General features: G+C 72.9%; 24 protein-coding genes. 8 read left to right on the top strand and 16 right to left on the bottom strand.

The annotated features are described in order from the left end of the window. Positions 1 to 55: 55 nt before the first annotated feature. Positions 56 to 1,510 (top strand): mycothione reductase, encoded by a 1,455-nt coding sequence (locus tag Bequi_RS02170; RefSeq protein ID WP_249736362.1) that lies wholly within the window; start codon positions 56 to 58, stop codon positions 1,508 to 1,510. Positions 1,511 to 1,594: 84 nt separating this feature from the next. On the opposite strand, the gene Bequi_RS02165 is transcribed toward Bequi_RS02170, so the two are convergent. Beyond that, positions 1,595 to 3,949: an LCP family protein gene (locus Bequi_RS02165; RefSeq protein WP_249736361.1), complete on the bottom strand. Its 2,355-nt coding sequence runs from the start codon at positions 3,947 to 3,949 to the stop codon at positions 1,595 to 1,597. A gap of 152 nt (positions 3,950 to 4,101) precedes the next feature. Between Bequi_RS02165 and galE the strand changes: the two genes are divergently transcribed. Beyond that, positions 4,102 to 5,067: a UDP-glucose 4-epimerase GalE gene (gene galE, locus Bequi_RS02160; RefSeq protein WP_249736360.1), complete on the top strand. Its 966-nt coding sequence runs from the start codon at positions 4,102 to 4,104 to the stop codon at positions 5,065 to 5,067. A gap of 55 nt (positions 5,068 to 5,122) precedes the next feature. On the opposite strand, the gene ilvA is transcribed toward galE, so the two are convergent. From ilvA to Bequi_RS02145, 3 genes are all read right to left on the bottom strand, one after another. Continuing rightward, complete coding sequence (ilvA, locus tag Bequi_RS02155) at positions 5,123 to 6,475, bottom strand: threonine ammonia-lyase IlvA (RefSeq protein ID WP_249736359.1); 1,353 nt, start codon at positions 6,473 to 6,475, stop codon at positions 5,123 to 5,125. A 54-nt stretch (positions 6,476 to 6,529) separates the two neighbouring features. Beyond that, positions 6,530 to 6,826 (bottom strand): PTS sugar transporter subunit IIB, encoded by a 297-nt coding sequence (locus Bequi_RS02150; RefSeq protein ID WP_249736358.1) that lies wholly within the window; start codon positions 6,824 to 6,826, stop codon positions 6,530 to 6,532. 85 nt (positions 6,827 to 6,911) lie between these two features. Next, the gene (locus tag Bequi_RS02145) at positions 6,912 to 7,394 is read right to left on the bottom strand and encodes a CarD family transcriptional regulator (RefSeq protein WP_249736357.1); all 483 of its coding nucleotides are present in this window, start codon (positions 7,392 to 7,394) and stop codon (positions 6,912 to 6,914) included. Positions 7,395 to 7,616: 222 nt separating this feature from the next. Here Bequi_RS02145 and Bequi_RS02140 point away from each other — a divergent pair, with 222 nt between their 5' ends. Next, positions 7,617 to 8,201: a hypothetical protein gene (locus tag Bequi_RS02140; RefSeq protein WP_249736356.1), complete on the top strand. Its 585-nt coding sequence runs from the start codon at positions 7,617 to 7,619 to the stop codon at positions 8,199 to 8,201. Between the two features lie 100 nt (positions 8,202 to 8,301). Here Bequi_RS02140 and Bequi_RS02135 read toward each other — a convergent pair whose 3' ends face one another. Together Bequi_RS02135 and Bequi_RS02130 are read right to left on the bottom strand one after the other, a co-directional pair. After that, a complete protein-coding gene (locus Bequi_RS02135; RefSeq protein WP_249736355.1) occupies positions 8,302 to 8,997 on the bottom strand; it encodes a response regulator transcription factor in 696 nt (231 codons plus the stop codon). Positions 8,998 to 9,049: 52 nt separating this feature from the next. Then, positions 9,050 to 10,243 (bottom strand): sensor histidine kinase, encoded by a 1,194-nt coding sequence (locus tag Bequi_RS02130; protein WP_249736354.1) that lies wholly within the window; start codon positions 10,241 to 10,243, stop codon positions 9,050 to 9,052. A 155-nt stretch (positions 10,244 to 10,398) separates the two neighbouring features. Between Bequi_RS02130 and phoU the strand changes: the two genes are divergently transcribed. Continuing rightward, entirely contained in the window at positions 10,399 to 11,073 is a 675-nt protein-coding gene (gene phoU / locus Bequi_RS02125; protein ID WP_249736353.1) for a phosphate signaling complex protein PhoU, read from the top strand. A 92-nt stretch (positions 11,074 to 11,165) separates the two neighbouring features. On the opposite strand, the gene Bequi_RS02120 is transcribed toward phoU, so the two are convergent. The 9 genes from Bequi_RS02120 to Bequi_RS02080 all read right to left on the bottom strand — a co-directional run bounded on the left by Bequi_RS02120 (position 11,166) and on the right by Bequi_RS02080 (position 19,790). Further along, positions 11,166 to 11,531 carry a DUF4235 domain-containing protein gene (locus Bequi_RS02120; protein ID WP_249736352.1) on the bottom strand — a complete coding sequence of 122 codons (366 nt, stop codon included), beginning with the start codon at positions 11,529 to 11,531 and terminating at the stop codon, positions 11,166 to 11,168. Between the two features lie 54 nt (positions 11,532 to 11,585). Then, on the bottom strand, positions 11,586 to 12,623 hold the full coding sequence (locus tag Bequi_RS02115) for an LCP family protein (protein WP_249736351.1): 1,038 nt from the start codon (positions 12,621 to 12,623) through the stop codon (positions 11,586 to 11,588). Further along, positions 12,620 to 13,483: a tRNA (guanine(46)-N(7))-methyltransferase TrmB gene (gene trmB, locus Bequi_RS02110; RefSeq protein ID WP_249736350.1), complete on the bottom strand. Its 864-nt coding sequence runs from the start codon at positions 13,481 to 13,483 to the stop codon at positions 12,620 to 12,622. Before trmB ends, Bequi_RS02115 begins: the two co-directional genes overlap by 4 nt. A 26-nt stretch (positions 13,484 to 13,509) precedes the next feature. After that, positions 13,510 to 13,944 carry a QcrA and Rieske domain-containing protein gene (locus tag Bequi_RS02105; RefSeq protein WP_249736349.1) on the bottom strand — a complete coding sequence of 145 codons (435 nt, stop codon included), beginning with the start codon at positions 13,942 to 13,944 and terminating at the stop codon, positions 13,510 to 13,512. 92 nt (positions 13,945 to 14,036) lie between these two features. Next, complete coding sequence (gene def, locus Bequi_RS02100; RefSeq protein ID WP_249736348.1) at positions 14,037 to 14,603, bottom strand: peptide deformylase; 567 nt, start codon at positions 14,601 to 14,603, stop codon at positions 14,037 to 14,039. Next, a complete protein-coding gene (locus Bequi_RS02095) occupies positions 14,600 to 15,694 on the bottom strand; it encodes a YihY/virulence factor BrkB family protein (protein WP_249736347.1) in 1,095 nt (364 codons plus the stop codon). The genes def and Bequi_RS02095 overlap by 4 nt, the downstream gene beginning before the upstream one ends. Positions 15,695 to 15,755: 61 nt before the next feature. Further along, entirely contained in the window at positions 15,756 to 16,367 is a 612-nt protein-coding gene (locus Bequi_RS02090; RefSeq protein ID WP_249736346.1) for a biotin transporter BioY, read from the bottom strand. Positions 16,368 to 16,446: 79 nt separating this feature from the next. After that, a complete protein-coding gene (locus Bequi_RS02085) occupies positions 16,447 to 19,014 on the bottom strand; it encodes a glycoside hydrolase family 65 protein (RefSeq protein WP_249736345.1) in 2,568 nt (855 codons plus the stop codon). Then, entirely contained in the window at positions 19,011 to 19,790 is a 780-nt protein-coding gene (locus tag Bequi_RS02080; protein WP_249736344.1) for an HAD family hydrolase, read from the bottom strand. The genes Bequi_RS02085 and Bequi_RS02080 overlap by 4 nt, the downstream gene beginning before the upstream one ends. A 193-nt stretch (positions 19,791 to 19,983) precedes the next feature. On the opposite strand from Bequi_RS02080, the gene Bequi_RS02075 reads away from it, so the two are divergent. Continuing rightward, positions 19,984 to 20,649, top strand: coding sequence for an SRPBCC domain-containing protein (locus Bequi_RS02075; protein ID WP_249736343.1), 666 nt, complete (start codon positions 19,984 to 19,986; stop codon positions 20,647 to 20,649). A gap of 21 nt (positions 20,650 to 20,670) precedes the next feature. Here the strand turns inward: Bequi_RS02075 and Bequi_RS02070 are convergent, their stop codons facing one another. Next, a complete protein-coding gene (locus Bequi_RS02070) occupies positions 20,671 to 21,429 on the bottom strand; it encodes an NAD(P)H-binding protein (RefSeq protein WP_249736342.1) in 759 nt (252 codons plus the stop codon). A gap of 36 nt (positions 21,430 to 21,465) precedes the next feature. On the opposite strand from Bequi_RS02070, the gene Bequi_RS02065 reads away from it, so the two are divergent. From Bequi_RS02065 to Bequi_RS02055, 3 genes are all read left to right on the top strand, one after another. Continuing rightward, positions 21,466 to 22,869 carry an MFS transporter gene (locus tag Bequi_RS02065; protein WP_249736341.1) on the top strand — a complete coding sequence of 468 codons (1,404 nt, stop codon included), beginning with the start codon at positions 21,466 to 21,468 and terminating at the stop codon, positions 22,867 to 22,869. Positions 22,870 to 22,930: 61 nt separating this feature from the next. Further along, positions 22,931 to 23,578, top strand: coding sequence for an ABC transporter ATP-binding protein (locus tag Bequi_RS02060; protein WP_249736340.1), 648 nt, complete (start codon positions 22,931 to 22,933; stop codon positions 23,576 to 23,578). Next, entirely contained in the window at positions 23,575 to 25,206 is a 1,632-nt protein-coding gene (locus Bequi_RS02055) for a hypothetical protein (RefSeq protein WP_249736339.1), read from the top strand. The genes Bequi_RS02060 and Bequi_RS02055 overlap by 4 nt, the downstream gene beginning before the upstream one ends. The last annotated feature ends 58 nt before the right edge of the window (positions 25,207 to 25,264 follow it).

The following is a 25,264-nucleotide window of genomic DNA, read 5'->3' as shown; positions in this document are numbered from 1 at the left end:
CGGACGTGCGGGGCGCGGGCAGGGAGCCCGAAGGGGCGGGGTCTACCCTGCGGGCATGACGCACTACGACATCGCCCTGATCGGCTCGGGATCCGGGAACTCCTTCCCCGGCCCGGAATTCGCCGGGAAGTCCATCGTCTACATCGATCGGGGCGTGGGGCCGGACCGCGTGTTCGGCGGCACCTGCCTGAACCTCGGGTGCATCCCCACCAAGATGTTCGTGCACACCGCCGATATCTCGCGCACTCCGGCTGACGCCGCCCGCTTCGGCGTCAGCGAGACGCTCGACGGCGTCGACTGGCCGGCGATCCGCGACCGCATCTTCGGGCGCATCGACCCGATCTCCGCGGGCGGGCGCGCCTACCGCGAGGACCACGAGGACAACGCGAACCTCACTCTGCTGCAGGGGACCGCGCGCTTCACCGGGAACAAGTTCCTGACCGTGGACCTCGAGGACGGCGGCACCGAGGAGATCACCGCCCAGACCATCGTCATCGGCGCGGGCTCCCGTCCCGTGATCCCGGACGTCCCCGGCCTCGCGGACCTCGACCCGCTGACCTCCGATACGGCCATGCGCATCGACCGCCTGCCGCGCTCCCTCGCGATCCTCGGCTCCGGCGTGATCGCCGCGGAGTTCGCGCACATCTTCGAGGCCCTCGGCGTGGACGTCACGATCATCGCGCGCTCCGATCGCCTGCTGCGCGCCGCCGACCTCGCCGTCTCCGAGCGGTTCACCCGGATCGCCGCCGAGCGCTGGCGCGTGGTCACCGGATTCTCTGCCGCGCGCGCCGAGCGCACCGAGGGCGGTATCCGCCTCAGCGGCACCTGCGAGGGCTCGCGCGGGGACGGCTCCCCGAACGAGAACCCGGGCGGAGAGCTCGTGATCGAGGCGGAGGAGCTCCTGGTCGCCACGGGCCGGCGCCCCAACACCGACCTGCTGGACGCCGGCGTGGCAGGATTCGATCTGCACCCCGGCGGGGCGCTCGAGGTCGACGCCTATCAGCGGGTCCTGGCCGGGGGAGAGCCGGTGGAGGGCGTCTGGGCCTTCGGGGACATCTCCGACCGCCACCAGCTCAAGCACGTCGCGAACCACCAGCAGCGCATCGCGCGCCACAACATCCTGCACCCCGGTGCCCTGCGGCGCTCGGACACGATGCCGGTGCCCGCCGGGATCTTCTCCGATCCTCAGGTCGCGATGGTCGGCCTCACCGAGGAGGAGGCGCGCGCGCAGGGACTGGAGATCGCCGTCGCCGTCCAGGACTACGCCGGCGTCGCCTACGGGTGGGCGCTCGAGGACACGACCTCCTTCGCGAAGATCATCGCCGAGAAGGGGAGCGGGAGGATCCTCGGGGCCCACATCATCGGCCCCGAGGCGACGATCCTCATCCAGCAGCTCATCCAGGCGATGAGCACCGGCCAGAGCGTCTCCGACATCGCCTCGACCCAGTACTGGATCCACCCGGCGCTTCCCGAGCTGATCGAGAACGCGCTGCTGCAGCTGACGGACTGAGCCGGCTCAGGGAAGCCGTTCAGGGAAGCTGTTCAGGGAAGCCGTGCGGCAGCGGGCGGGCTGACAGGCCCGCCCGCCCGCGGTTCAGCCGCGCACGTCGGTCGCGCCCTCCGGCAGGCACTCCGCCAGGGGGTGCGTCGGTGCAGCGGGGGCGGCCGGGGTCTCCGCGGCGGGGGCCTCCTCGCTGGGGGGAGCCTCGGTCGTCGGCGCCTCGGTGGTCGGCTCCGGCGTCGCAGAAGGAGCCGCGGCCGGCGGCTCGACGGCCGTCATCGAGTCGGCGATCGAGTCCTGCACCCACTGCTTGAGGAAGTCCCAGTCGGGGTGGCCGTCCTCGAAGCGGCCCTCGCGCACGCGCTCGGGCAGGTCCACGCCGGGCTGGATCGGGTAGGAGGCGAAGCCCGCGCTCTTCACGCGCGTGCCGAGATCCACGAAGGCGTCGACGTCGTCGGCCGGCACATCGGTCTCGATGTTCGACCCCGCCACGCCCACCAGGCGCGTGAAGTTCAGCGCGAGGGTGGCCGGATCTGCCTCCTCGGTCACGATCTGCACCATGCGCTGCTGGCGGCACAGGCGGTTGAAGTCGCTCGAGCCCTCGCGGGAGCGCGCATACCAGAGCGCCTGGTAGCCGTTCAGGTGCTGCGGGCCCGGCTCGATCCAGCCGGTGATCGGGTACTTCCCGCCCGTGGCCTGATTGGTGCCGCCGCCGATTGGGATGCGCCGCTCGACGGTCATGTCCACGCCGCCGATCGCGTCGACGAGCTGGCTGAACCCGTCGAGGTTCACCATCGCGTAGTAGTCGATCGGGAGGCCGAGCGCCTCCTCGACCGCCCAGGTCGTCGCGGTGAGGCCCGGATCGGATCCCTCCGGGAAGAGCTCGGGCTCATCGCCCGCCCAGGACCACACCGCATTGATGAGGTTCTGCTCGGGGCCGTAGTAGTCGAAGCCGTCGGGGAAGCGCTCCGCCGCGGCGGTGCCCTCGGGGAAGCGCGGGTTCTCCAGGTTGCGGGGCACGGAGAACAGGGCAGTGCGGCCGGTCTTCGTGTCGATCGAGGCGACCATGATCGTGTCCGGGCGCGTGCCCGTGCGATCGGCACCGGCGTCCTGCCCCAGGAGCAGCACGTTGATCCGGCCGACGCCGGCCCACGGATCCTTTCCAGTGGCGAGGCGACCGCTGCTCGGGCTCTGCTGGAAGACGGCGGAGTTGCCCAGCATGCCCTGCGCGGCCCAGATGTACTGGCCGGCGAAGGAGAACGGCACGGCGACGAGCGCCGCCATCGCCAGGGCGAGGGTGAACGCCGCTGCGCGCTTGCCCCCGCGGAGCCCTTCGCGCCGACGATGCGCGCGCTGGGTCGCGAGGATCTGGAGGATCCAGACGACCCCGACCACTGCGACGGCGACCAGCAGGCCGATCAGCACGCGGCGGTTCGTGAGGTACTTCAACAGGCTCATCAGCGGCGAGCCCGTGAAGTACCACAGGGCCGCGCCGCCGATCACGAGCAGCCCGATCGCCAGCAGGGCGATGCCCCACCCGCGCCGGCGCGTGGTGAGCAGTCCGGTTCCCGGGATGAGCGAGGTCAGGACGGTCCACAGCGCCGTGCGCCGCAGGCCCCCGGGCCGCGGGCTCTCCTCGGAGCCGTCAGCGGGCTCCGCGGCGGAGGAGTGCGCTGCCGGGCCGACGAGGGCTGCGGCGCGCGTGGTCGCGGCCTCGGCCGGGGGTGCGGCGGTGCGACGCTCGGCAGGGGTCGCGGAGCCGCCGGGCCGCACTCGCGGCCGGCCCGGAGCGGCTGCGGGTGAAGCATCGGGCTCGCTCGCCGCCGAGGACGACGCTGCGGCCTGCGGGACATCTGCGCTCCGAGGGAAGACGGGGGAGGAGCCGCGGGCCGCGAGCGAGGCGGCGGGCTCGGCGCTCGCGGCCGGGGGGTCCTGCACGGGAGGCAGCGCCTGCGTGACGTCGGGGTCGCGGGGAGCGGCCCACAGCGGCCCCCAGACGTCGGAGTCCTCCGGCCGCGGGGGGCCGGCGCGCCGGCCGCGCGGGCGGCGCACGGGAGCGGCGCGCTCGGCGGGGGGCTCGTCACGCGCGGCAGCGGATTCATCAGCCCCGGGGCCGGTCGACTGCTGCGGCTCAGCGGGGCGACCGTGCCCGAAGCGGCCGGAGACGGAGGTCGCCGCAGTCCCGGTGCCTGCGATGATCGCTGACCAGTTGGAGCGCACGGGGGCGCCGCCGCTCGCGGAGGCGGGGCGAGAGCCGGATGCGCTCGCGGAGGGGTACGGCTCTCCGGACTCGCGGGCGGGGACGGGCTCGCCAGGGCGTGCAGGGGCGTGCTGATCGTCCTCGGGGAGGCTCTGCTCGGGGCCGCGATCGGCGCGCGCGCTCTGCTCGCTCGCACGCAGGCCCCGGGCGGGCCGGCGCATGCGGCGGCCAAGGTTCTGGTCCGTCATGGCGAACATCCTACGGATCCGTGCATCCCGGGGCCGCGATCCGCCGGAGCGCGGATGTGGAGATCCCGCGCGGATCCTGCATCCGGACACCGTCCGTATCCCGGGCGGCTCGGCCATCGCCCGCCGCACGCGGCGCCCAGTAGGCTCGAGCCATGACAACTCTCGTGATCGGTGGAGCCGGATACATCGGGTCGCACGTCGTGCGCCTCCTGCTGGAGAAGGGGGAGGAGGTCGTCGTGATCGACGACCTCTCCACCGGATTCGAGGAGCGCACGAAGGGTGCCGACCTCGTGCGGCTCGACATCACCGCCCCCGATGCCGCCGACCGCATCGCCTTCCACCTCAAGGCCTCCGGCGCCGACAGCGTCATCCACTTCGCCGCGCACAAGCGCGTGGGGGAGTCGGTCGAGAAGCCCGAGATGTACTGGCACGACAACGTCGGCGGGCTCGCCAACGTGCTCGAGGCGTGCGCGACCGCGCGCGTGCGCGACGTCGTCTTCTCCTCCTCGGCGGCGGTCTACGGCGTGCCCGACGTCGACCTGGTGACGGAGGACATCGAGACCCGGCCCATCAACCCCTACGGCGCCACGAAGCTCGTGGGCGAATGGATGCTGGCCGACGCCGAGCGTGCGCACGGGATGCGCACCGTGGCGCTGCGCTACTTCAACGTGGCCGGCGCCGGCTGGCCCGATCTGGCCGACACCCTCACCCTGAACCTCGTGCCGATCATCCTGGACGCGCTCGAGAAGGGGAAGGCGCCGATCGTCTTCGGCGACGACTACGACACCCCCGACGGCACCTGCATCCGCGACTACGTGCACGTCCTCGATCTCGCGCACGCGCACGTCGCGGCGCTCGAGTACCTGCGGGGAGAGGAGCGCCCGCACCGCGTGTTCAACGTGGGCAGCGGGTCCGGCTCCAGCGTGCTCGAGGTGATCGACGCGGTCTCCCGCGCCACCGGCGAGACCATCACCCCCCAGATCGGCGAGCGCCGCGCCGGGGATCCTGCGCGGCTCGTGTGCTCGAAGGACCGCATCGCCGAGTCGCTCGGCTGGTCGAGCGAGCAGACCCTGGACGACATCGTGCGCTCCGCCGTCGAGGCGCGCCGCAGCGCCTGATCCCGATCCTGCGAGCGCCCGGTCTCGCCTGCGCGGGGCCGGGCGCTCGTGCGTCTCAGGTGAGGTAGCGGTAGATCGGATCCTCCGGGTCGATCCGCTCGATCTGCATGGTGGAGGCCGCCATCCGGCTCAGGAGCGGGCTGAGGTTCTCCCGCGCCCCGAGCTCGAGCCCCACGAGCGCGGGCCCCTCCTCGCGGTTGTTGCGCTTGATGTAGTCGAACAGGACGATGTCGTCGTCGGGCCCGAGCACGGAGTCCAGGAAGCGGCGCAGGGCGCCCGGCTCCTGCGGGAACGTCACCAGGAAGTAGTGCTTCAGGCCCTCGTGCACCAGGGAGCGCTCGACGACCTCGTTGTAGCGCGAGACGTCGTTGTTGCCGCCCGAGACGATCACGAGGATCCCCTCGGAGGTGTCGGCGTCGTTGCGCACCGGGGTGCCGCGCTCGCCGCGCCCGTGCTGCGCGGCGGAAGCCCCGCCGACGAGCCCGGTGGCGACCGCGGCGGCGGCCAGGGCCCCGGCGGGCTCGGCGATGATCCCGTCGGTCTGGTAGAGCGCGAGCATCTCGGTGCAGACCGCCCCTTCCTCGACGCTCAGGAGTTCCGGGGAGATCGCCTGGACGGCGCGCAGGGTCTGGGTGCCGACGCGCCGCACGGCGGCGCCGTCGACGAAGCGGTCCATCTCCCGCAGGGTCACAGGGGAGCCGGCCCGCACTCCCGCTGCCATGGAGACCGCGCCCGCCGGCTCGACGCCGACGATGCGGATCGAGGGCTCGCGCTCGCGCAGCCAGGTCCCGCTGCCGCCGATCAGGCCGCCGCCGCCGATGGGCATGACGACCGTGGCGATGTCCTGGCCGTGCTGCGCGCGGATGTCCTCGATCGCCTCGAGCACGACGGTGCCCTGGCCGGTCATCACGACGGGGTGGTCGAAGGGCGGGATCTGGGTGGCGCCGGTGCGCTCGGCATCGGCCGCCGCGGCCGCCGCCGCGTCGTCGAAGGTCTCCCCGGTGAGGATCAGCTCCACCCGGTCCCCGCCGAGCGCGCGGATGCGCTCGCGCTTCTGGCGCGGCGTGGTGCTGGGCACGTAGATGCGGCCGTCCACGCCGAGAGCCGAGCAGGAGAACGCCACGCCCTGGGCGTGGTTCCCTGCGCTCGCGGTCACGACGCCCGCGGCGCGGGCCGCGTCGTCCAGGGAGTCCATCAGCAGGTAGGCGCCGCGCAGCTTGTAGGAGCGCACCACCTGGAGGTCCTCGCGCTTGAGCCACACGGGCACGCCGGCGATGCGGGAGAGGCGCTCGCTGAGGTGGACGGGAGTGCGCCGCACGATCGGGGCGAGGCGCGCGGCCGCGCGCTCGATGTCCTCCGCCGTGGGCAGGGTGGGCGCGGGGGCGGGATGGGTGTCGAGGGGGCGCATGTGCTCTCCGAGGGGGTGGGACGGCGGGGCCGAGGGGCGGGGCGCGGGGCCCGCTCAGCCGGCGGCGGGCGGCGGCAGCTGCAGGAGCCGCACGATGTCGGCGCGGACCAGATCGGGGTTCGTCTCCAGCAGGAGCGGCATCCCCGAGACGACCGGGATGCCCAGGGCCTCGGGGAGCTCGACCGTGGCGACGATGAGGTCGGCCTCGAAATCGCGGGAGAGGAGGTCCATCACCGTCGCCTGGACGACCCGCAGCTCCGAGAGGTGCGCGGCGAGCTGGGTGCGCACGAGCTCGGCCAGCAGGCTCGAGGTGGTGAGCCCGGCTCCGCTCACGACGGCGATGGTCCGCACGGGTTCCTCCAGGGGCTTGCGAATGGGTCCGGGCGGGACGGCCCCGAGCGATCTGCGCTCGAGGCCGGTGGCGGGGCGGGCCGCCTCAGGAGGCGAGGACCTCATCGAGGATCGTCTCCGCATTGGCCTCGTCCGTCTTCTCGGCGAGCGCGAGCTCGGAGACGAGGATCTGGCGGGCCTTGGAGAGCATGCGCTTCTCCCCGGCGGAGAGCCCGCGGTCCTGATCGCGGCGCCACAGGTCGCGCACGACCTCGGCCACCTTCTTCACGTCGCCCGAGGCGAGCTTCTCGACGTTCGCCTTGTAGCGGCGGGACCAGTTGGTGGGCTCCTCGGTGTAGGGCTGGCGCAGCACTTCGAACACCTCGTCGAGCCCCTCCTTGTCCACGACGTCGCGCACGCCGACCATGTCGACGTTCGCGGCGGGCACCTCGATCGTGAGATCGCCCTGGGCGACCTTGAGCTTGAGGTACGTGCGCTCCTCGCCCTTGATGGTGCGCGTGGTGACCTCTTCGATCAGTGCGGCCCCGTGATGCGGATAGACGACGGTCTCGCCGACGGCAAAGTTCATGTGATGGACCCCTTTCCTTGACCCCATCCTATCACGCCAGGTTCTGCTATAGTTCGCCCTCCTTGTGCATCTGTGCAGGTCAGCGGCGAGCACCGGTGCGAGCGCGGGGGTGCGTTATCCTGGGGGAGACCGTGCGCGCGCCTGCGGCGCGCCCGCTCTCAGCTCTCTCCCGCATTCCCCCGTCCGCCCGCCCCGTCGGACGGTCACGAACAGGAGTTCACCGTGAAGACCGCGCGACTGCCCCGCCTCGCCCTCACCGCCGCCGCGCTGGGACTGGCGCTGACCGCCACCGGCTGCACCTACTTCAACCCGGTGCAGACCCACGACTTCTACCAGGCGGCGGACGGCACCAACGGCAGCGTCACCGGCGCTGACGCGGCGAGCACCTTCGAGGTCGGCGTGCGCAACGCGATCGTGGTGGTCGACGAGTCCGGCACCGGCGAGCTGGTCGCCTCGGTCGTGAACTACTCCGATGAGACCCAGTCGGTCACGCTCACCGGGAACCTCGCCCAGGCCGGCGCGGAGGGCCGCGGCGTCGTCACCGGCGAGGAGGTCTTCACGACCACCGTCACCGTGGCGCCCAAGGGCGTCGTGAAGATCGGCCCCGCGAGCCTCGTGGGGAGCGGGGAGAGCGGCGCCGAGGCGCCGACGGCCGTCTCCACCGAGGACTTCCCGGCCGATCCCGGCACGATGATGCTGCTGACGATGGACGCCGCCGGGGAGTCGACGACGATCACCCTGCCGATCACCAGCACCTCCCTGCCCTACTACCAGGGCGACGAGGCATCCGACGGCGGGCAGGGCTGAGGCCCGCCCCCGCTGCTCCTGCGGCCCCTCGGGCCCCAGCACGGCCGACGGCCCGCATCCCCTCGGCGATGCGGGCCGTCAGCCGTCCGGAGAGCCGAGATCAGGGGCGCTGCGCGCCCTCGAACTTGTAGCCGAGCCCGCGCACCGTCACCAGGTGCACGGGGTTCTTCGGATCCGGCTCGATCTTCGCGCGCAGGCGCTTGACGTGGACGTCGAGCGTCTTGGTGTCGCCCACGTAGTTCGCTCCCCACACCCTGTCGATGAGCTGGCCGCGGGTGAGCACCCGGTCGACGTTGCGCAGCAGGAGCTCCAGGAGCTCGAACTCCTTCAGGGGCAGGGCGACCGGCTCGCCGTGGACGGTCACCACGTGGCGGTCCACATCCATCACGATCCCGGCGGCGCTGAGGGTCCCGTCCTCGTAGTCCTCGCCCGCGTCCTGGAGGCGGCGCAGGACCGCCTTGATGCGGGCGAGCAGCTCGCGCGAGGAGTAGGGCTTGGTGACGTAGTCGTCGGCCCCGAGCTCGAGGCCGAGGACCTTGTCGAACTCGTCGTCCTTGGCGGTGAGCATGATGATCGGGACCGCAGAGGTGCGGCGGATCTCGCGGCACACGTCGGTCCCGCTCATCCCGGGGAGCATCAGGTCCAGGAGCACGAGGTCGGCGCCGTGCGCGGTGAAGATCCTCAGGCCCTCGGAGCCGGTCCCGGCGACCGCGACCTCGAATCCCTCCTTGCGCAGGGTGTAGGCGAGGGGGTCCGAGAAGGACTCCTCGTCCTCGACGATCAGGATGCGGGCCATGATGGAGCTCCTCTCAGGTGCCGTGCGCGGGGCGGAGCGCACGGGGCGGGGGTCAGATCGTCCGGGGCGCACGCAGCGCCGAGCCGCCGACGGTGATCGCGTCGGTGCGGCCCATCTCGGGCAGGCGGATGGTGAAGGTCGAGCCCTGGCCCTCCATCGACCACGCGGAGACCTCGCCCCCGTGGTCGGTGGCGATGTGCTTGACGATCGCGAGGCCGAGGCCGGAGCCGCCGGTGGTGCGCGAGCGCGCGCGATCCACGCGGTAGAACCGCTCGAACACGCGCTCGAGGTTCTCCTTGGAGATGCCGATGCCCTGGTCCTTGACCAGCAGCTCCACCATCCCGCCGTCGCGGCGCACGGCGATGCCCACCTGGGTCTCGGGCGGGGAGTACGCGATCGCGTTGGAGATCAGGTTCGAGACCGCCGTGACCAGCATCGAGCTGGACCCGAACACCTGCAGCCCGGTGGGGCCGCCGGTCTTCAGGGTGATGCGGGCGCCGAGGGCGAGGTTGCGGTTCATCGCGACGGCCGTCTCCACGACGTCGTCGATCTCGACGGGCTCGGCGTCGGGCAGCGCGGAGCCGCCCTGCACGCGCGAGAGCTCGATGATCTCCTGGACCAGGTGGGCCAGGCGCCGGCTCTCGCTCTGCATCCTGCCGGCGAAGCGCCGCACGGCCTCGGGATCGTCGGCGGCGTCCTGCATCGTCTCCGCGAGCAGGGTGATCGCGCCGACGGGGGTCTTCAGCTCATGGGAGACGTTCGCGACGAAGTCGCGGCGCGTCTCCTCCACGCGCACGGCGCGCGTGCGGTCCTCCGCGAGCAGCAGCACGCCCCGGGATCCGAGGGTCCCCAGCCGCACATCGATCACGGACTCGCCGTCCTCGCCGCTCGCGCTGCCGAGCGTGAGCCGCTCGTCCCGGTAGCCGCCGATCCGGCCGACGTCGGCCGCGAGCTCGACCAGGCGCTGGTTCGCCAGGCGCGGGTAGTCCGTGCCGTTCGCGCGGACGATCCCGTAGGAGTAGGCGAGAGGGGAGGCGCGCAGGACGTCGCCGCTCGCATCGAGCACGACGTACGCCGCGGAGAGCACGGCGAGCACCTCAGCCGCGCCGTCCGGCACGGCGAAGGGACCGTCGGCCGAGGCCGGCCGCTCAGGCGCACGGTCGGGCCGTCGCAGGGCGAGCACGGCCGCGCAGCCGATGATCAGGCCGATGGCTCCGGCGAGGAGCAGAAGGATGGGCGCGGGCACCCGACCATCGTACGAGAGGCTCGGGGCCCCGCCTCCGGGAGAGGGGACCGTCACGCCAGCGGTCCGCAGGTGTTCACCCGCCCCACCACTGCCGTTCATCTTGGGTTGCGAGAATCCGAGGGCATCCCGCCCCCTGACCACGAAATGAGGAGCACATGCGCGACGCCTACCAGAGCGATCTGCGGCATCTGGTGGAGGATCTCGCCGAGATCTCCGAGATGGTGCACGCCGCTCTCACGGACGCCTCCACCGCTCTGCTCGACGGCGACCTCGGCCTGGCCGAGCGGGTCATCGCCGCCGACTCCCACATCGATGAGCGCCAGGTGCAGCTCGACGAGAAGATCGTCGAGCTCCTGGCCCGCCAGTCCCCGGTCGCGAGCGACCTGCGCCTCATGGTCGCAGGGCTGCGCATGAGCTCCACGCTGGAGCGCATGGGCGATCTCGCCGCCCACATCGCGATCGTGGCGCGCCGCCGCCACCCCGAGATCGCGGTGCCGTCCCAGCACACCGAGGACTTCCGCCGGTTCGCCGAGCTGGCGCTCGCCTCGATCAAGGACGCCACGAGCGTCATCCGCAACAACGATCTCGCGCTCGCCGCGCAGGTCGAGAAGCGCGATGACGAGATCGACGATCTCCAGAGCGACGTTTACCGGGCGATCGCGCGCGAGGACTCCTTCACCACGGCGCAGATCGTCGACCTCACCCTGCTCGCGCGGTTCTACGAGCGCCTGGGCGACCATGCCGTCTCGCTCGTGCGCCGTGTCGGATTCCTGGTGACCGGCGACTCCATCGACTCGCGCGTCGCGCTCACGGACGTCGACGACTTCTGATCGGGGATCGGCCGTCCCGGCCGAGCAGCCCCTCTCGCAGCAGCGCCCCCGGATGAGCGATCATCCGGGGGCGCTGCTGTGCTCGTCCGCGCTCAGCCGCGGTTCGGGGAGGGCCGACGACCGCTGAGCTTCTGCGCGATGATGCGGGTGCCGCTGCTCGCGGCCTCCCGCAGCGCCTGCAGGATGACGCCCGTCAGGATGGTCCACAGGACGGCCTGCCAGAAGGGGCGATCCTCCTCGGGATCGCGGATCTCCTGCAGCTCCTCCTTGGTGAGCCCCTCCTTCTTGGCCATCTTGCGCACGGCCTTCGTGTCCTTCGCGGACTGCTTCACGTTCTGATCGGTGGGCGCGTCCTCGCCGAACACGGCCTCCCAGCCGGCGATGAGGAGCTTCTGCCCGACGTAGCCGGCAGCGAGACTGGCGCCGGTCATAGCGAGCTTCACAAGGGGATTGGGCACGTCAGCCTCCTGGGCGGTGGGTCGATTGCACAGCGATGGTACGCGGCGGAGCTGTCAGTACGCGCCCGCGTACTGGGAGTAGTAGGCGCCCATCGCATCCTCGGCGAGGGCGCGGCGCAGCACGTCCATGCCCTCCTCGTCGGTGCCCACCACGCTCGCACCGCCGGTGGTGGTGAAGGGCTCGCCGTGCGGGACGGCCATGAAGCGGATGTTCTCGCTGCGCACATCGCGCAGGGACACCCCGAGCTGGGCCATCGTCAGGGCGGTGAGACCGTCGTCGGTGGTGAGGAACGGGGAGACCTGCCCGATCGCCTCGCGGATCTTCATCGGATCGCTGAGGGTGTCGCGGGAGATGAACGAGTTCAGGATCGCCTTCAGCAGCGCCTGCTGGTTGCGATTGCGCTGGAAGTCGCCGTCGGCGAACATGTACCGCTGGCGCACGAACGTGAGGGCGGTCTCGCCGTCCATGTGCTGGATGCCCTCGGTGAACTCGATGCCGTCGCCCTCGAAGGTCAGCGGCACCTCGACGTCCACGCCGCCGAGCGCGTCGACCAGGCCCTTGATGCCGTCGAAGTCGATGAGCGCGGCGTGCGCGATGGGTGCGCCGAGGTAGTTCTCGACCGTGGCGACGGTCAACGGCACGCCGCCGAAGGCGAGCGCCGCGTTGATGCGGTCCTTGCCGTGGCCGGGGATGTCGACGTAGAGATCGCGGGGGAAGGACAGGACGTAGATGTCCGAGCCGTCCGCGGGGACGTGCACGAGCATCATCACGTCCGAGCGCTGGCCGAAGGTCTGCTCGCGCGCCGCGGTCTCGGGATCGCGCTTGTCGGAGCCCAGCAGCAGGTAGTTCGTCCCGCTGCCCAGGTCGGCCGGACGCTCGCCGTCCGAGGCGGTGCGCGCGATGCTCACGGTGGAGCGCTTCTCGTACTCGCCCCGCAGCGACAGCAGGTACCCGCCGATCACGACCCCCAGGCCTGCGATGAGAGCGCCGATCAGGAGCAGGGCGATCAGCCAGCCGCGGCGACGGCGGCGCGGGGCGGGCTGGCTCGGATCCTCCCACTCGCCCGGGAGGTCGATCTCGGCGTGGCTCATGCGGACTCCCCGGGGGTGCGGTCGCCGGCGGCAGGGGAGGGCGCGGCGGAGTGGGCGGGGTCGAAGCGGTAGGCGAGATCCCACGAGATCCGGCCGGCATCGCCCGCCTTGCGCTCGAAGCTCGTGAGGACCCGGCCCTCGAAGCGCGGGGCCCACCCGCGCGCGGGCATGGTCTCGGGGATCGGGTCGGAGGGCGCAGCGCCGAGCGCGACGTCCGGGCGCTCTCCATCCGGGTGCAGCGGGGCGAAGCGGGGATCGGCGTCCAGCACCTCGCGCATGTGGAAGGCGTACTGGGCCCAGTCGGTGGCCAGACGCAGCACCGCCTCCTCGCGCAGCAGAGGAGCGAGGGCGTCGAGCAGGGGCGGGTTCACGATGCGCCGCTTGTGATGGCGCGACTTGTGCCAGGGATCCGGGAAGAAGATCCAGACCTCGTCGATCGATCGGGGCGGGAGGAGCACGGGCAGCGCATGGGGGGCGTCGAGCGCGGCGAGGCGCACGTTGCGCGGGGAGCCTGCCTTCTCGATCCGGTCGAGGGTCTGCGCGATGCCGGGGGCGTACACCTCGAAGGCCAGGTGATCGCGGTCGCCGTCGCGGGCGGCCGCTGCGGCGATGTTCTCGCCCAGTCCGCTGCCGATCTCCACCACGAGGGGCGCGCGCCGCCCGTACTCGGCCTCGAGGTCGAGCCGGGCATCGGGGCGGGGGATGGTGTCGCGGTCGCCGAGGGGGATGTCGAGCACCCAGGTCGGCGCGAGGCGGTCCCACGCGGCTTGCCGGCTGCGGGTGAGCCGCGTGCCGCGGCGCACGAAGGAGACGACGTCGCGGCGGGTGCCGCTCGCCTCGGCGGGCTCGGCAGGGGGCATGGGAGGCTCCGCTCTCGGGTGCGGGCTCAGCGGACCAGCCGCACGAGATCCCCGTCCACGGTGATCTCGACCGGGGGGAGAGGGACATCCGCGGGGCCGACGAGAACAGCGCCGCTGCTCGCGTCGAAGCGGGAGCCGTGGCAGGGGCAGTCCAGCTCGGAGTCGTCCTCGGACTTCGCGAGCGCGCAGCCCTGGTGGGTGCAGTAGCCGGACATCGCGCTGACGTCATCGCCCGTGCCGCGCACCAGGGCGACGAAGGGCCGCTGCCCGCCGAAGTTCACGAGGGTGGTCGCGTTCTCGGGCAGATCCGCCAGCGGGATCGCATCATCCTCGGCGGTCACCGGGGGCACCGAGCTGAAGCTGTCGCTGCGGGTGCCGCAGCCCGCGAGGGCAGCGGCTCCGGTGGTGCCGAGGGTCAGTGCGCCGAGGGCGCTGCGGCGGGAGAGGCAAGGGCGATCCATGCCTGCCAGGATAGCGACCCGCGATGCGAGCGGGTCGCGCAGAGGGCCTGGGCGTGGCCGAGGACTCCCGTGCACGCGGCTGCTCCGGCTGCTCAGACCTCGTCGGCGCTCATCGCGCTCGGATCCCAGCTGAGTCGGCCCTCCGCGCGCCAGCCGCGGTCGGTGACGGCGTCCAGGGCCTCGCGCTTGCGGGCGGGGGAGAGGCGGTCGAGGTAGAGCATGCCGTCGAGGTGGTCGACCTCGTGCTGCAGGCAGCGGGCGAGCACCCCGCCCTCGTCCTCGACGACGACCTCGGCGCCCTCGAGATCGGTGCCGATTACGCGCGCACCGGTGAAGCGGGCGGTCGGGAACCCCTCGCCGGGCACGGAGAGGCAGCCCTCGATCGAGTCGTCGTCCAGCACCAGCTCGCCGAAGCGCGTCAGCTTCGGATTGATGACGACGCCCTCGCGCATCTGCCCGCTGCCATCGGTGCAGGAGTACACGAAGATCCGCCAGCGGGAGCCGACCTGAGGGGCGGCGAGCCCGGCGCCGTCGGCCGCGGCGCTCGTGTCGATCATGTCGGCGACGAGGGTGCGGATCTCGTCCGTCACCTCGCGCACCTTCTTCGCGGGCTGGCTGAGGGCGCGGTGGCCGATCATCGTGATGGGGCGGACGCTCACTGCTGGTCTCCTGGGTCGCCGGTTCGGATCGCGCGGTCGCGGGGCGGGTTGACGGCCAGAGGGCTCGTCGCGTCCACGATGCGCAGGCTGCGGGGGCGGCGCACGCTGCGGCCCGTGCGCGCGGCCTCGTACACGATACGGCCCGTGGCCTCGTCGGCCTGCGCGACCCCGGCCAGGAACTCGAGGGAATGCGTGGCCTGGGGCTCGAGGGCCAGGGTGTGCCAGGCGGGGATCCCGGCGGCGATCTGGCGGGCGCGCAGGGTCTCCGCGTCGATCGCTGCGCCGGCGACGATCACGATGTTCGCCAGCCAGATCAGCAGCAGGATGCCGACGGCGCCGTTGAGGGCGGGCATGATCTCCGCGACGCGGGTGAGCCGGCCCGCGAGCTGGCCCACCAGGATCGCCGCGGCGAAGAGCACCAGCACCGCGACGGTCGATCCGAGGCTCATCAGGCGGTAGCGGGGCAGGCGCACGTTCGGGAAGAGGTAGTACGCGAGCGACACCGCGAGGATCAGCACGGCCAGCAGGATCGGCCACTTGGCGAGATTCCACAGCTCGAACGCGGCCGAGGGGATGCCCACGTATTCGCCGATGCGACGGCTCGCCTCGCCGCCCGCCACGAGGATGCCGATCATCAGCATCACCACGCCCATCAGCACGATCGTCTCGCCCAGCACGATCGTGCGGAAGCGGAGGAACGGCCGGCCCTCGCGCGTGTCGTACACGCGGTGAAGGGCCCGATGGAATGCCGCGACCCCGTTCGAGGCCGACAGCAGAGAGCCGATCGTGCCGGCGAGCACGAGCACCCAGCCCCCGTCCAGCGAGGCCAGCGCGAGCAGGGTGCGCTCGTACGGCTCGGGATCGATCGTGGGGAACACCTCCCGCGCGAGGGAGCCGATCGCATCGACCGTGCGCTGCTCGATTCCCAGCAGCGACAGCATCGACACGAGCGCGATCGCCGCCGGCAGCACCGAGAGCACGGTGTAGAACGTCATCGTCCCCGCGACGTCCCACACCTGGATGTCGATCATCCGCATGCGCACCCGGTCCAGGACCGCGAGGTCGCTGAGCCGGGGCCGCTCGAGAGTCACGAGCGGACGATCTCGGCGGCCTCGGGGCATCGGCGGGGGCGGAGTGAGCGGAGGGGAGAGGTCAGCGGCCGCGGACGGCGCCGACCAGCTTCCACGCACCGGGCAGCAGCGCGGCTGCGGCCAGCGCCTTCAGGACGTCGCCCACGAGGAAGGGGTAGACGCCCAGCTGGAGGCCGGTGGGCAGGTCGCTGCCCGTGACCGCCATCAGCCAGGCGACGCCCGGGAGGTAGACGAGCACGGTCGCCGCGCTCGCGGCGAGGGCGGTGCGCCAGATCGAGCGGTCGGCGCCGCGGCGCGCCGCGAGGCCGAGGGCGAGGCCCGCCAGCACGTAGCCGATCACGTAGCCGAAGCTCGCGGTGAGCACGCCGGCGCTCGAGAAGCCCGCGAGCACGGGCACGCCGAGGGCGGCGAGGATCCCGTACAGACCGACCGCTGCGGTGCCGCGCGCCGGGCCGAGCGCCGCGCCCACGAGCAGGGCGCCGAGGGTGCCGAGCGTGAGGGGGACCGGCGTGAACGGCAGGGGGATCGCGACCTGGCTGAGCAGGGTCAGCGCAGCCGTCCCGCCGAGCACGAGGAGGGCCTCGCGGCCGATCAGAGCGGCGCGGCTGCGCCTCGCCGCGGAGAACGCGGGGGCGGCTTCGACGAGGACGGGGTGGCCGGCGATGGCGGTCATGGGAGCTCCAACGGGGTGGGGGATGGCAGATGCGGGGTGCTCGCGGAGTCTACCCGCGAGCACCCCCGGCTTCGGGCTCTCAGGCCTCGGAGCCGTCGGCCCCAGAGCCCTCCGATGCCTCGGCGGAGGCGTCGGGGACCGGGAACTCCCACGGGGAGTCGGGGCCGTGCGGAGCGTTCGGCACGAAGGAGGCGATGATCGATCCGTCCGAGCGCACCTCGCCGAGCCCGACCGGCTCGGACAGGTCGAGGTCGGTGAGGCAGGGCCCCTGGTCGGACAGCTCCACCGAGGCGCCCTCGGCGGTCACCGCGACCAGCGCGCCGCGCACGCTGACCTCGATCTCCTCGCCCTCCTCCAGCGTGAACTCGATCCGATCGCGCACCAGGCGGGTGCGGAATCGGGAGCCGCGCACCGTCAGCGGGAACGTCAGCTCGGGCCAGGCCTCCGGGAGGCGCGGATCGAAGCTGATCCGCCCGCCCTCCTGGCGCATGCCGCCGAAGCCGTGCACCAGCGCGTTCCAGACGCCGCCGGCGGAGGCGATGTGGACGCCGTTGGACGTGTTGCCGTGCAGATCGGCGAGGTCGACGAACAGGCCGGTGCGGAAGTAGTCCAGCGCGGCCCGCTGGTAGCCGACCTCCGCCGCGATGATCGACTGCACGACCGCCGAGAGGCTCGAGTCCCCGGTGGTGATCGGGTCGTAGTACTCGAAGTCGGCGCGCTTCTGCTCGAGGGTGAACTCGCTGCCGCGCAGGAACAGGGCGAGCACGACGTCGGCCTGCTTGAGCACCTGGAAGCGGTAGATCACCAGCGGGTGGAAGTGCAGCAGTAGCGGCATCGACTCCGGCGGGGTGCTCGAGAGGTCCCAGACCTCCTTCTCGAGGAAGGAGTCGTCCTGGGGGTGGATCCCGAGGCCCTCGTCGGTCGCGACCTTCATGCCCTCGGCGCAGGCCTCCCAGAAGGCGGGCTCGTCCTCGTGCAGATCGATCTGCGCGACCAGCCGCGCATGCTCCTCGGGACTGCGCTCGGCGAGCTCGCGCACCGCCTGCGCCGCGCGGCGCAGGTTGTGGCGCGCCATGACGTTGGTGAACATGTTGTTGTTGACCACGGTCGTGTACTCGTCCGGGCCGGTCACGCCGTGGATCTGGAACGAGGCGGTGCCGTCGCCGTGCTCGCGCCAGAAGCCCAGATCGGCCCACAGCCGGGCCGTCTCGGCGAGCACCTCGACGCCGCAGCGGTCGTGGAAGTCGAGGTCGCCGGTGACGTCCGCGTACTGCGCGAAGGAGTACGCGATGTCCGCATCGATGTGGTACTGCGCGGTGCCGGCGGCGTAGTAGGCGCTCGCCTCATCGCCGTTGATCGTGCGCCAGGGGAACAGGGCGCCGCGCTGGTTCAGCTCGCGCGCCCGCTCCCGGGCCTTCTCCAGCAGGCTCACCCGGAACCGCAGGGCGTTGCGCGCCCACTGCGGGGAGGTGAACGTGAGGAAGGGGACGACGTACACGTCGGTGTCCCAGAAGTAGTGGCCCTCGTACCCGGAGCCGGTGACGCCCTTCGCGCCGATGCCGTCGCCGTCGGCCCGCGCCGCGGCCTGGGCGAGCTGGAACAGGCACCAGCGGATCGCCTGCTGCTCGGCGGGGTTGCCGGGGATCTGGACGTCCGTGCGCATCCAGAAGTCCTCGAGGTACTCGCGCTGCTCGCGCTCGTACTGCTCGAAGCCGTGGCTGCGCACGCGGTCCAGCGTGCGGCGGCAGCGGTCGAACAGCTCGCGGATCGGCAGGTGGGAGGAGGAGTGGTAGGCGACGGCCTTGGTGATGCGCAGCGAGGAGCCCTCGATCATCTGCGCGCGGAAGACGTGCTTGCCCTGGTCGTCGGTCGTGTCGATGAGCTGCTCGACCTCGAGCTCGGAGTCCACCTGGTGCTCGGCGCCGACGGCGAGGGACATGTCGGAGGTCGCGGTGCGCCAGCCCAGCAGCATGCGCCGCTCGCTGTGGACGTTCCCGCTGGGCTCGAGGACCCGGTGGCGGAAGGCGGTGGTGCGCCGCGGATCGGCCTTGTCCGTGTGGGCGCCGTGGCCGCCGAAGTCGTCGCCGCCGTCCTGGCGGTTGATGATCTGGGAGGAGATCGCGATCGGGGCGCTGCCCGAGAGCATCTCCAGCTCCATCGTCATCTGCGCGAGGTGGCGGCTGGTGAAGGAGACCATGCGGGAGGTGCGCACGCGGATGCGCTTGCCCGCCGGGGTGCGCCAGATCAGATCGCGCCGCAGCACTCCCTCGCGGAAGTCCAGCGCGCGCTCGTAGCTCTCGAGATCCGCCTCGCCGACGATGAGCGGCTCATCGTCCACATAGAGCTTCATCACCGTCGCATCGGGGACGTTGACGATGGTCTGACCGGTCTTCGCGAATCCGAAGGCGGACTCCGCGTGGTTGATCTGCCAGGTCTCGTGGAAGCCGTCGATGAACGTGCCGTGGTCGACCGCTTCGCGCCCCTCCTCGGGGGTGCCGCGCATGCCCAGGTAGCCGTTGGCGGTGGCGAACAGCGTCTCGAGCAGGCCCAGGTCGCCGCCGGTGCGGGACTCCACCAGGCGCCACTCGTCGACCGGCAGGTGCTGGCGGTCGACCGGATCGGCGACCACGCTCGTGCGGGGGCTCATGCCTGCGCTCCCGCGCCGTCGACGAGCTCGCTCAGGTCGGAGACGACCAGGCTCGCGCCCGCCTCGCGCAGGGTCTCGTGGCCGACGCCGCGGTCCACGCCCACCACGAGCGCGAAGCCACCCGCGGCGCCCGCGCGCACCCCGGCAACCGCATCCTCGTACACGACGGACTCCTCGATCGTGCAGCCGAGCAGCTGCGCCGCGTGCACGAAGGTGTCGGGGGCGGGCTTGCCCGGGAGGCCCTCGGCGTGCGCGACGTTCCCGTCGACCACGAACTCGAAGCGCTCGCGCAGCCCTGCGCCGCGCAGCACCTCCTCGGCGTTCTTCGAGCTCGAGACGACGGCCAGCCGGGCGGTGGCGGGCAGGGAGTCGAGATAGGCGACGGTGCCGGGGTAGGGCTCCACGCCGGCCGTGCGGATCATCTCGAGGACCTGGTCGTTCTTGCGATTGCCGAGGCCCGCGACGGTCTCCTCGCCGGGGGCCTGGTCGCTCGGATCCTCGGCATCGCCCTCCGGCAGCTCGATCCCTCGCGAGGCGAGGAACGTGCGCACGCCGTCGTAGCGGGGCTTGCCGTCCACGTGGGCGAAGTAGTCCGCATCCGTGTAGGGCTCGGCGATGCCGCGCGAGGCGAGGAAGCCCTCGAACATCTCGGCCCACGCGCGCATGTGGATCTCCGCGGTCGGCGTGATGACGCCGTCGAGATCGAACAGGTGCGCCCGGAGGGAGCGGGGATCTGCAGGGACAGGGGACGTCTGGCTCGCGTTCACATCCGCCATGCTAGGGCCTGGCAATGACCTTCCGAAGCGGTCGCCGCCCTGGTCAGGACCGCGGTGAAGGGGATCACGCCTGCGGTGTGCGGGCCGGGGCCCGATCGTCCTGGCGGGTCCGCGCTCGCGCGTCGTACGATGCGTGGGACCCCCGGCCGCTCCGCGCCTGCGACGGGTCGCCCTTTCCCCCCGAGGAGCCCCGATGACCGCAGATGCGGCAGCCTCCATCGTCGACGCCGTCCGGCGCACCTGCGAGCTCGAGCCGGGCGAGGGGACGATCCTCGTCACCACGACGCTGTCCACCTATCTCGCACCCGCCCCCGCGCGGCTGTGGCCCCTGCTCACGCGTCCTGAGGAGCTCGCGCGGTGGTACGGCCCCATCGAGGGCGATCTGCGCGAGGGCGGAGAGTTCCGCGCCCCCGGCGGGGCCGGCGGCCGCATCCTCGAGGCCGTGGAGCCCCACAAGCTCGATCTGACCTGGGAGTACCAGGGCAAGGCCGACTCCCTGCTGATCCGGATCGATCCCATGGACGACGGCGCAAGCTCCCTGGACCTCGTCCACACGACCGCGATGCCCCGCGAGGTCTTCGACGCCTACGGCCCGGGTGCCTCCGCCGTCGGCTGGGACATCGCGCTGCTGGGCCTCGCCGCCTTCTCCGGCGGGTGGGACAGCCTCAGCGAGCATCCCGTGCCGACCCCGACCCCGCAGTGGCTCGCCACGGCCCAGGGCGCCGCGTTCGTGGCGGCCTGGTCGATCCGCTGGGGAGGGGCCTCCGCCGCCGCCGGCACCGACCCGGCGCTCTCGCGCGCCGGCGAGCTCGCCACGACCGCGGCATACGGCGGTGCGGCGGGAGCCGTCACCCCCTGAGCCGTCGCCCGGCCGACCCGGTCAGCTGTCCGCTGCGACGGCGTGCAGCCGGGGCTCGGTCCCCGGGGCGAGGGCGAGTTCGAGGAGCATGCGCGCGAGGTCCTCGCGCGCGACCGTGCGGGTCGCCGCGTCCCGGCCCGCCCCGGCCACGGGCACCAGTCGCGCTGTGCGCGTGCCCAGCAGATCGCTGAGGCTGCCGGCGCGCACGAGGGACCAGTCCAGTCCGCTTCCGGCCAGCAGCATCTCCATGCGTCGCAGGTCCAGCAGCTGCGCGGGCGCGGAGACCGCCTGCGGGGCGCGCTGCTCGGGCCGGCGCAGGGGCAGGGCGCGCAGCGCGGAGCGGGCGACGGACGCGGCTGCCGCCGCGAGACGCGTATCGGCCTGCGGATCCTCGGGCGGACCGAGCAGGGCGAGGGAGGAGGACGCGATCACGCGCTCGATCCCCAGGGCCCGCATCGCGCGCAGGGTCGCGAGGACGAGTGCGGTGCGGTCGGCGCGGGGATCCGGTTCGAGCGCGAGGATGACGCCCCGTGCTCCGTGGATCGCGGCTTCCAGCGCAGAGGTCTCCGTCCCGCTCAGCGCGAAGATCTCCTGAGCGGGGCTGATGCGCGCGACGCGCTCCGGATGCTCGGCGATGCTGCGCACGGGGACGCCCCGCAGGATCGCATCGCGCGTCACCGCCTCGCCGAGCACGCTGTCGGCGCCGATCACGGCGATCGGGGCGCGGCCTGGGAGGGAGGCGGAGACGACGGAGGGGGCGGGGGAGTCGGCGGGGTCCATGCGCCCACGGTAGCCGGGCTGTGCGAGAGTGACGGGGTGAGTCCCGCGCCCCCGCCCGTCCCCTCCGTCGGCGCCGAGGGCCCGGAGCTGCGTGCAGTGCTGAGGTCGCTGGTCCCGTCGGTCTATGCGCCGACCTTCCTCGAATGGGCCGGGATGTGCGCCCTGCTGCCGGTGATCACGCTGATGGCCCTGGACCTGGGCTTCTCCGTCCCGGCGGCCGCCGCCCTCACCCTGATCTTCGGCGTCGGCGCCGTGATCGGCCCGATCCCCTCGGGCTGGCTCATGCGCGCGATCGGGGCGCGCCGCGCCCTCGTGATCACCGGCATCATCATGGCCGCCGCGAACGTCGCTGCGATGCTCGTGATCGGGCCGGGGCTGGAGGGCGCGCCGTCGGCCCTGCACCGCTGGGCGCTCGTGGCGCTGCTGGTCGTGGTCTCGGCGTGCAGCCAGGTGTGGGGGCTCGGGCGGCAGTCCTACCTCGGCACCGCGCTGCCGCCGACGATGCGCGCCCGGGGCATGACGCTGTTCGGCGGGACGCTGCGCATGGGGGACGTCCTCGGCCCCCTGCTCGGCGCGGCCGTGATGGCGGCCGGCCACGAGGCCTGGGTGTTCGGGCTGTTCGCGGTGCTCACGGGCCTCGCGACGGCGCTCGTCGGGCTGTTCATGGTGCCGGGGGAGCAGGCGCCCGCTCCGAATGCGCCCGCGCCGACCGTGCCCGCCCTGCCCGAGGAGCCGCCGACGGCGCCCGCTCCCGTCGAGCACGCCGCGCCTGCGTCCGCTGCGCTGCCCCGCAGCACCGCCCGCACCGCGCTCGCCAAGGGCGTGCTGCGCCGCATGCTGGTGGTGGGGACCGGCATCGTGCCCGTGATGATGGCGCGCGTGAACCGGCCGGTGATCGTGCCGCTGCTGGGGGCGGGGCTCGGGCTCGACGCGACTACGATCTCCCTGATCATCGGCATCTCCGCGCTCGCCGACATCGCCATGGTGATCCCTGCGGGGATCCTCATGGACCGCTACGGCCGTGCGGCCGTCGCCGTGCCCTGCTCGCTCATCCTCGGGGCCGGCTTCGTGCTGCTCGGCATCGTCGGCTGGACCGCCCGCGACGCGACGGGGACGGCAGCGTTCCTCGCCGTGCTCCTGCCCTCCCTCGTGATCGCGCTCGGCAACGGCCTCGGCGCCGGGATCCTCATGACCCTCGGGATCGACCTCTCCCCGGTGCACGGCCGCACCACCTACCTCGCGTGGTGGAACACGATGCTCGGGGTGGGCCGGATGGTCGCGCCGCTCCTGCTCGCGGGCATCGCACTGGTGGCGCCGGTGCCGGCGGCCGCGGTCGCCAGCGGCGCGCTGTGCCTGGTGGGCGGGGCGTGGCTTGCACGGGTGCTCCCGCGCCATACGCCGACGGGCACGCGCCGCCCGCGACCGCACGCAGGCGCGTGAGCGGGATCCCTCGACTTTCGGCGCTTGGCAGCGCCCCGCGCGCCGGGATGCAATGGAACCCATGAACCGATCCGGCCTGCTCATCGCCTTCCAGGACGTTGCTGTTCTCCGGGACGACGTCCTCATGCTCGACGGGGCGAGCGGCGCCGTCGCGCCCGGGGAGGTGCTCGCCCTGCGCGGAGCGAACGGCTCGGGGAAGACCACGCTGCTGCGCGTGATCGCGGGGATCCTGCAGCCCACGGCAGGGACGGTGCGGGTAGCCGGAGTGGCCCCGGATGACAGGGACCCGCGCTTCCGCCGCGCGCTCGCCGCGCTCATCGGCCCGCCCATGACCGCGCGCGACCTCACCGTCGCCGAGCATCTCCAATTCATCGCGGCGACCTGGGGAGCGAGCGCCGCGCAGTCGCGGCAGTCGGCCGAGGAGCTGCTCGAGGAGCTCGCGATCAGCGCGTTCGCGCGCCGCTATCCGCACGAGCTCTCCAGCGGCCAGTCCCAGCTCGTCGGCCTCGCCCTCACTCTCGCGCGCCCCTTCGAGGCGCTGCTGCTGGACGAGCCCGAGCAGCGCTTGGATGAGGACCGGCTCGACCTCGTGATCGGAGCGGTGCGGCGCCGGGCCGAGGAGGGGTGCGCGGTCATGCTCGCCACGCACAGCGCCCGACTCGAGGAGGAGCTCGCGAGCGCGACCCTCCTGCTCGAGGGCGAGCTGTGAGCGCTGCCCGCCCGGCCGTCCAGGAGATCTGGAAGGACCGCCAGGGAGCGCGCACGCGCGCCGACGTCGCCTACCTGCTGTACCTGGTCCTGATGGTGATCCTCGTGGTGGTGATCCCCGCCGGCCGCACCGTCGGGATCCTGCTCGCCCGCCCCGACGTCGTCCCGGTGCTCACCGCCTCCTCCACGGGCGCCTGGATCAGCGCCGGCACCTGGGTCGCGGCCGCCGCCCTCGTGCTCGCCGGGGGCGTGCGCGGCCCCGCGCTGCTCTCCCCGTTCTTCACCCTCACGCTCGCCTCGAGCGACCGCAGCCGCCGCGCCGCCCTCGCGCGCCCCTTCGGCCGCTCCGTGCTCGCGGTGCTCGCGATCGCGCTCGCCGCCGCGGCGCTGGTGAGCTGGGTGCTGCACGTGGCGGTCGGCACGAGCCTCGGGCAGAGCGCCCCCTTCCTCCTCGGCGCCGCCGGCACCGCGCTGCTGCTGAGCGGGGCCTGGCTGCTCGGGGAGCGGGCCGGGGCGGCGGTGCGGCGCCTCGCGGCGCTCGCGCTCGCGGCCGTCGGCGCAGGGATTGCCGCCGTGCAGATCCTCCTGCCGGGCGGGGCGCCGAGGCTGGGGCTCGCCGCCGTCTATCCGATCGGGGCTGGCAGCGCTGGGCTCGGTGCAGGGCTCGATCCAGGGGTCAGCGCAGGGCTCTGGGCGGCGATCCTGCTGCTCGGCGGCACCGCAGCGGTCCTCGCGAGCATCGTCGCCCTCGACCGGGTGCGCGGGACGGTGCTGCTCGAGCAGTCGAGCCGCTGGGAGGGCGCGGTCACGATCGCGACCACAGGGGATCTCGCCGGCGCGGGCGGCGCCTTCCGCGCCCGGCCCAGCACGGGCCGCCGGCTGCCGGTGGTGCGAGGCTCCGGAGCGGGAATCCTGGCCCTGGTCCTGCTGCACGCGCGGCGCGACGCGCTCGCCTGGCTGCGCACGCCCGAGCGGCTGATCGGCGGGATCCTCGGAGCGCTCGGAGCGGGGTTCTTGCTCGTGCTCGCCCTCGGGCTGACGGGCCCGCTGCGCTGGATCCTGCTGCTGGCCGGAGCAGCGGCTCTCTGGGCCGCCTCGGGTGCGCTCATCGACGGGCTGCGCCACGCGGTGGAGTCGCTCGGTGCGACGCGGCTGCTCGCGCAGAGCATCGGCGCGCAGTGCGCGCTGCATGCGGTCGCGCCGGTGCTCGCGCTGGCGGTGCTCACGGTGCTGGGCGGGATCGGGGCGCTGATCGGCACTGCCGGTCCTGCTGCTGCCGGTCCCGCCGCTGCGAGCGGGGTGCCCGTGCTGCTGCTCGTCCCGGCGCTGCTGAGCGGCATCGTGGTGCTGGCCCGGATCTGGGCCGCGGCGAAGGGGCCGATGCCCCTGAGCCTGGCCACGCCGATGCCGACACCCATGGGCGACGCCTCGATCGCGCCGATGCTGCTGTGGCAGGCGGGGGAGCTGCTGCTGGTGCTGTTCGCGGCGGTCGTGCTGGGGCTCGCGGCGGTGCACGGGGGCCCATTGGCGGTGCTGAGCTGGGCAGGCCTGCACGCGGCAGCGCTGTCCGGGCTCGCCCGCGGCCGGATCCGCGAGCTCACGGGCGAGAGCGAGAACCGAGGGCGCTGAGAGCTCGCGCGCTGATAGCCCGCGCGCGTCGGCCGCCGCTCGCCTGTAAGGCAGCAGG

The organism is Brachybacterium equifaecis (genome assembly GCF_023509525.1).
Taxonomy (GTDB): domain Bacteria; phylum Actinomycetota; class Actinomycetes; order Actinomycetales; family Dermabacteraceae; genus Brachybacterium; species Brachybacterium equifaecis.
This window is presented reverse-complemented; position numbering and strand designations above follow the sequence as displayed.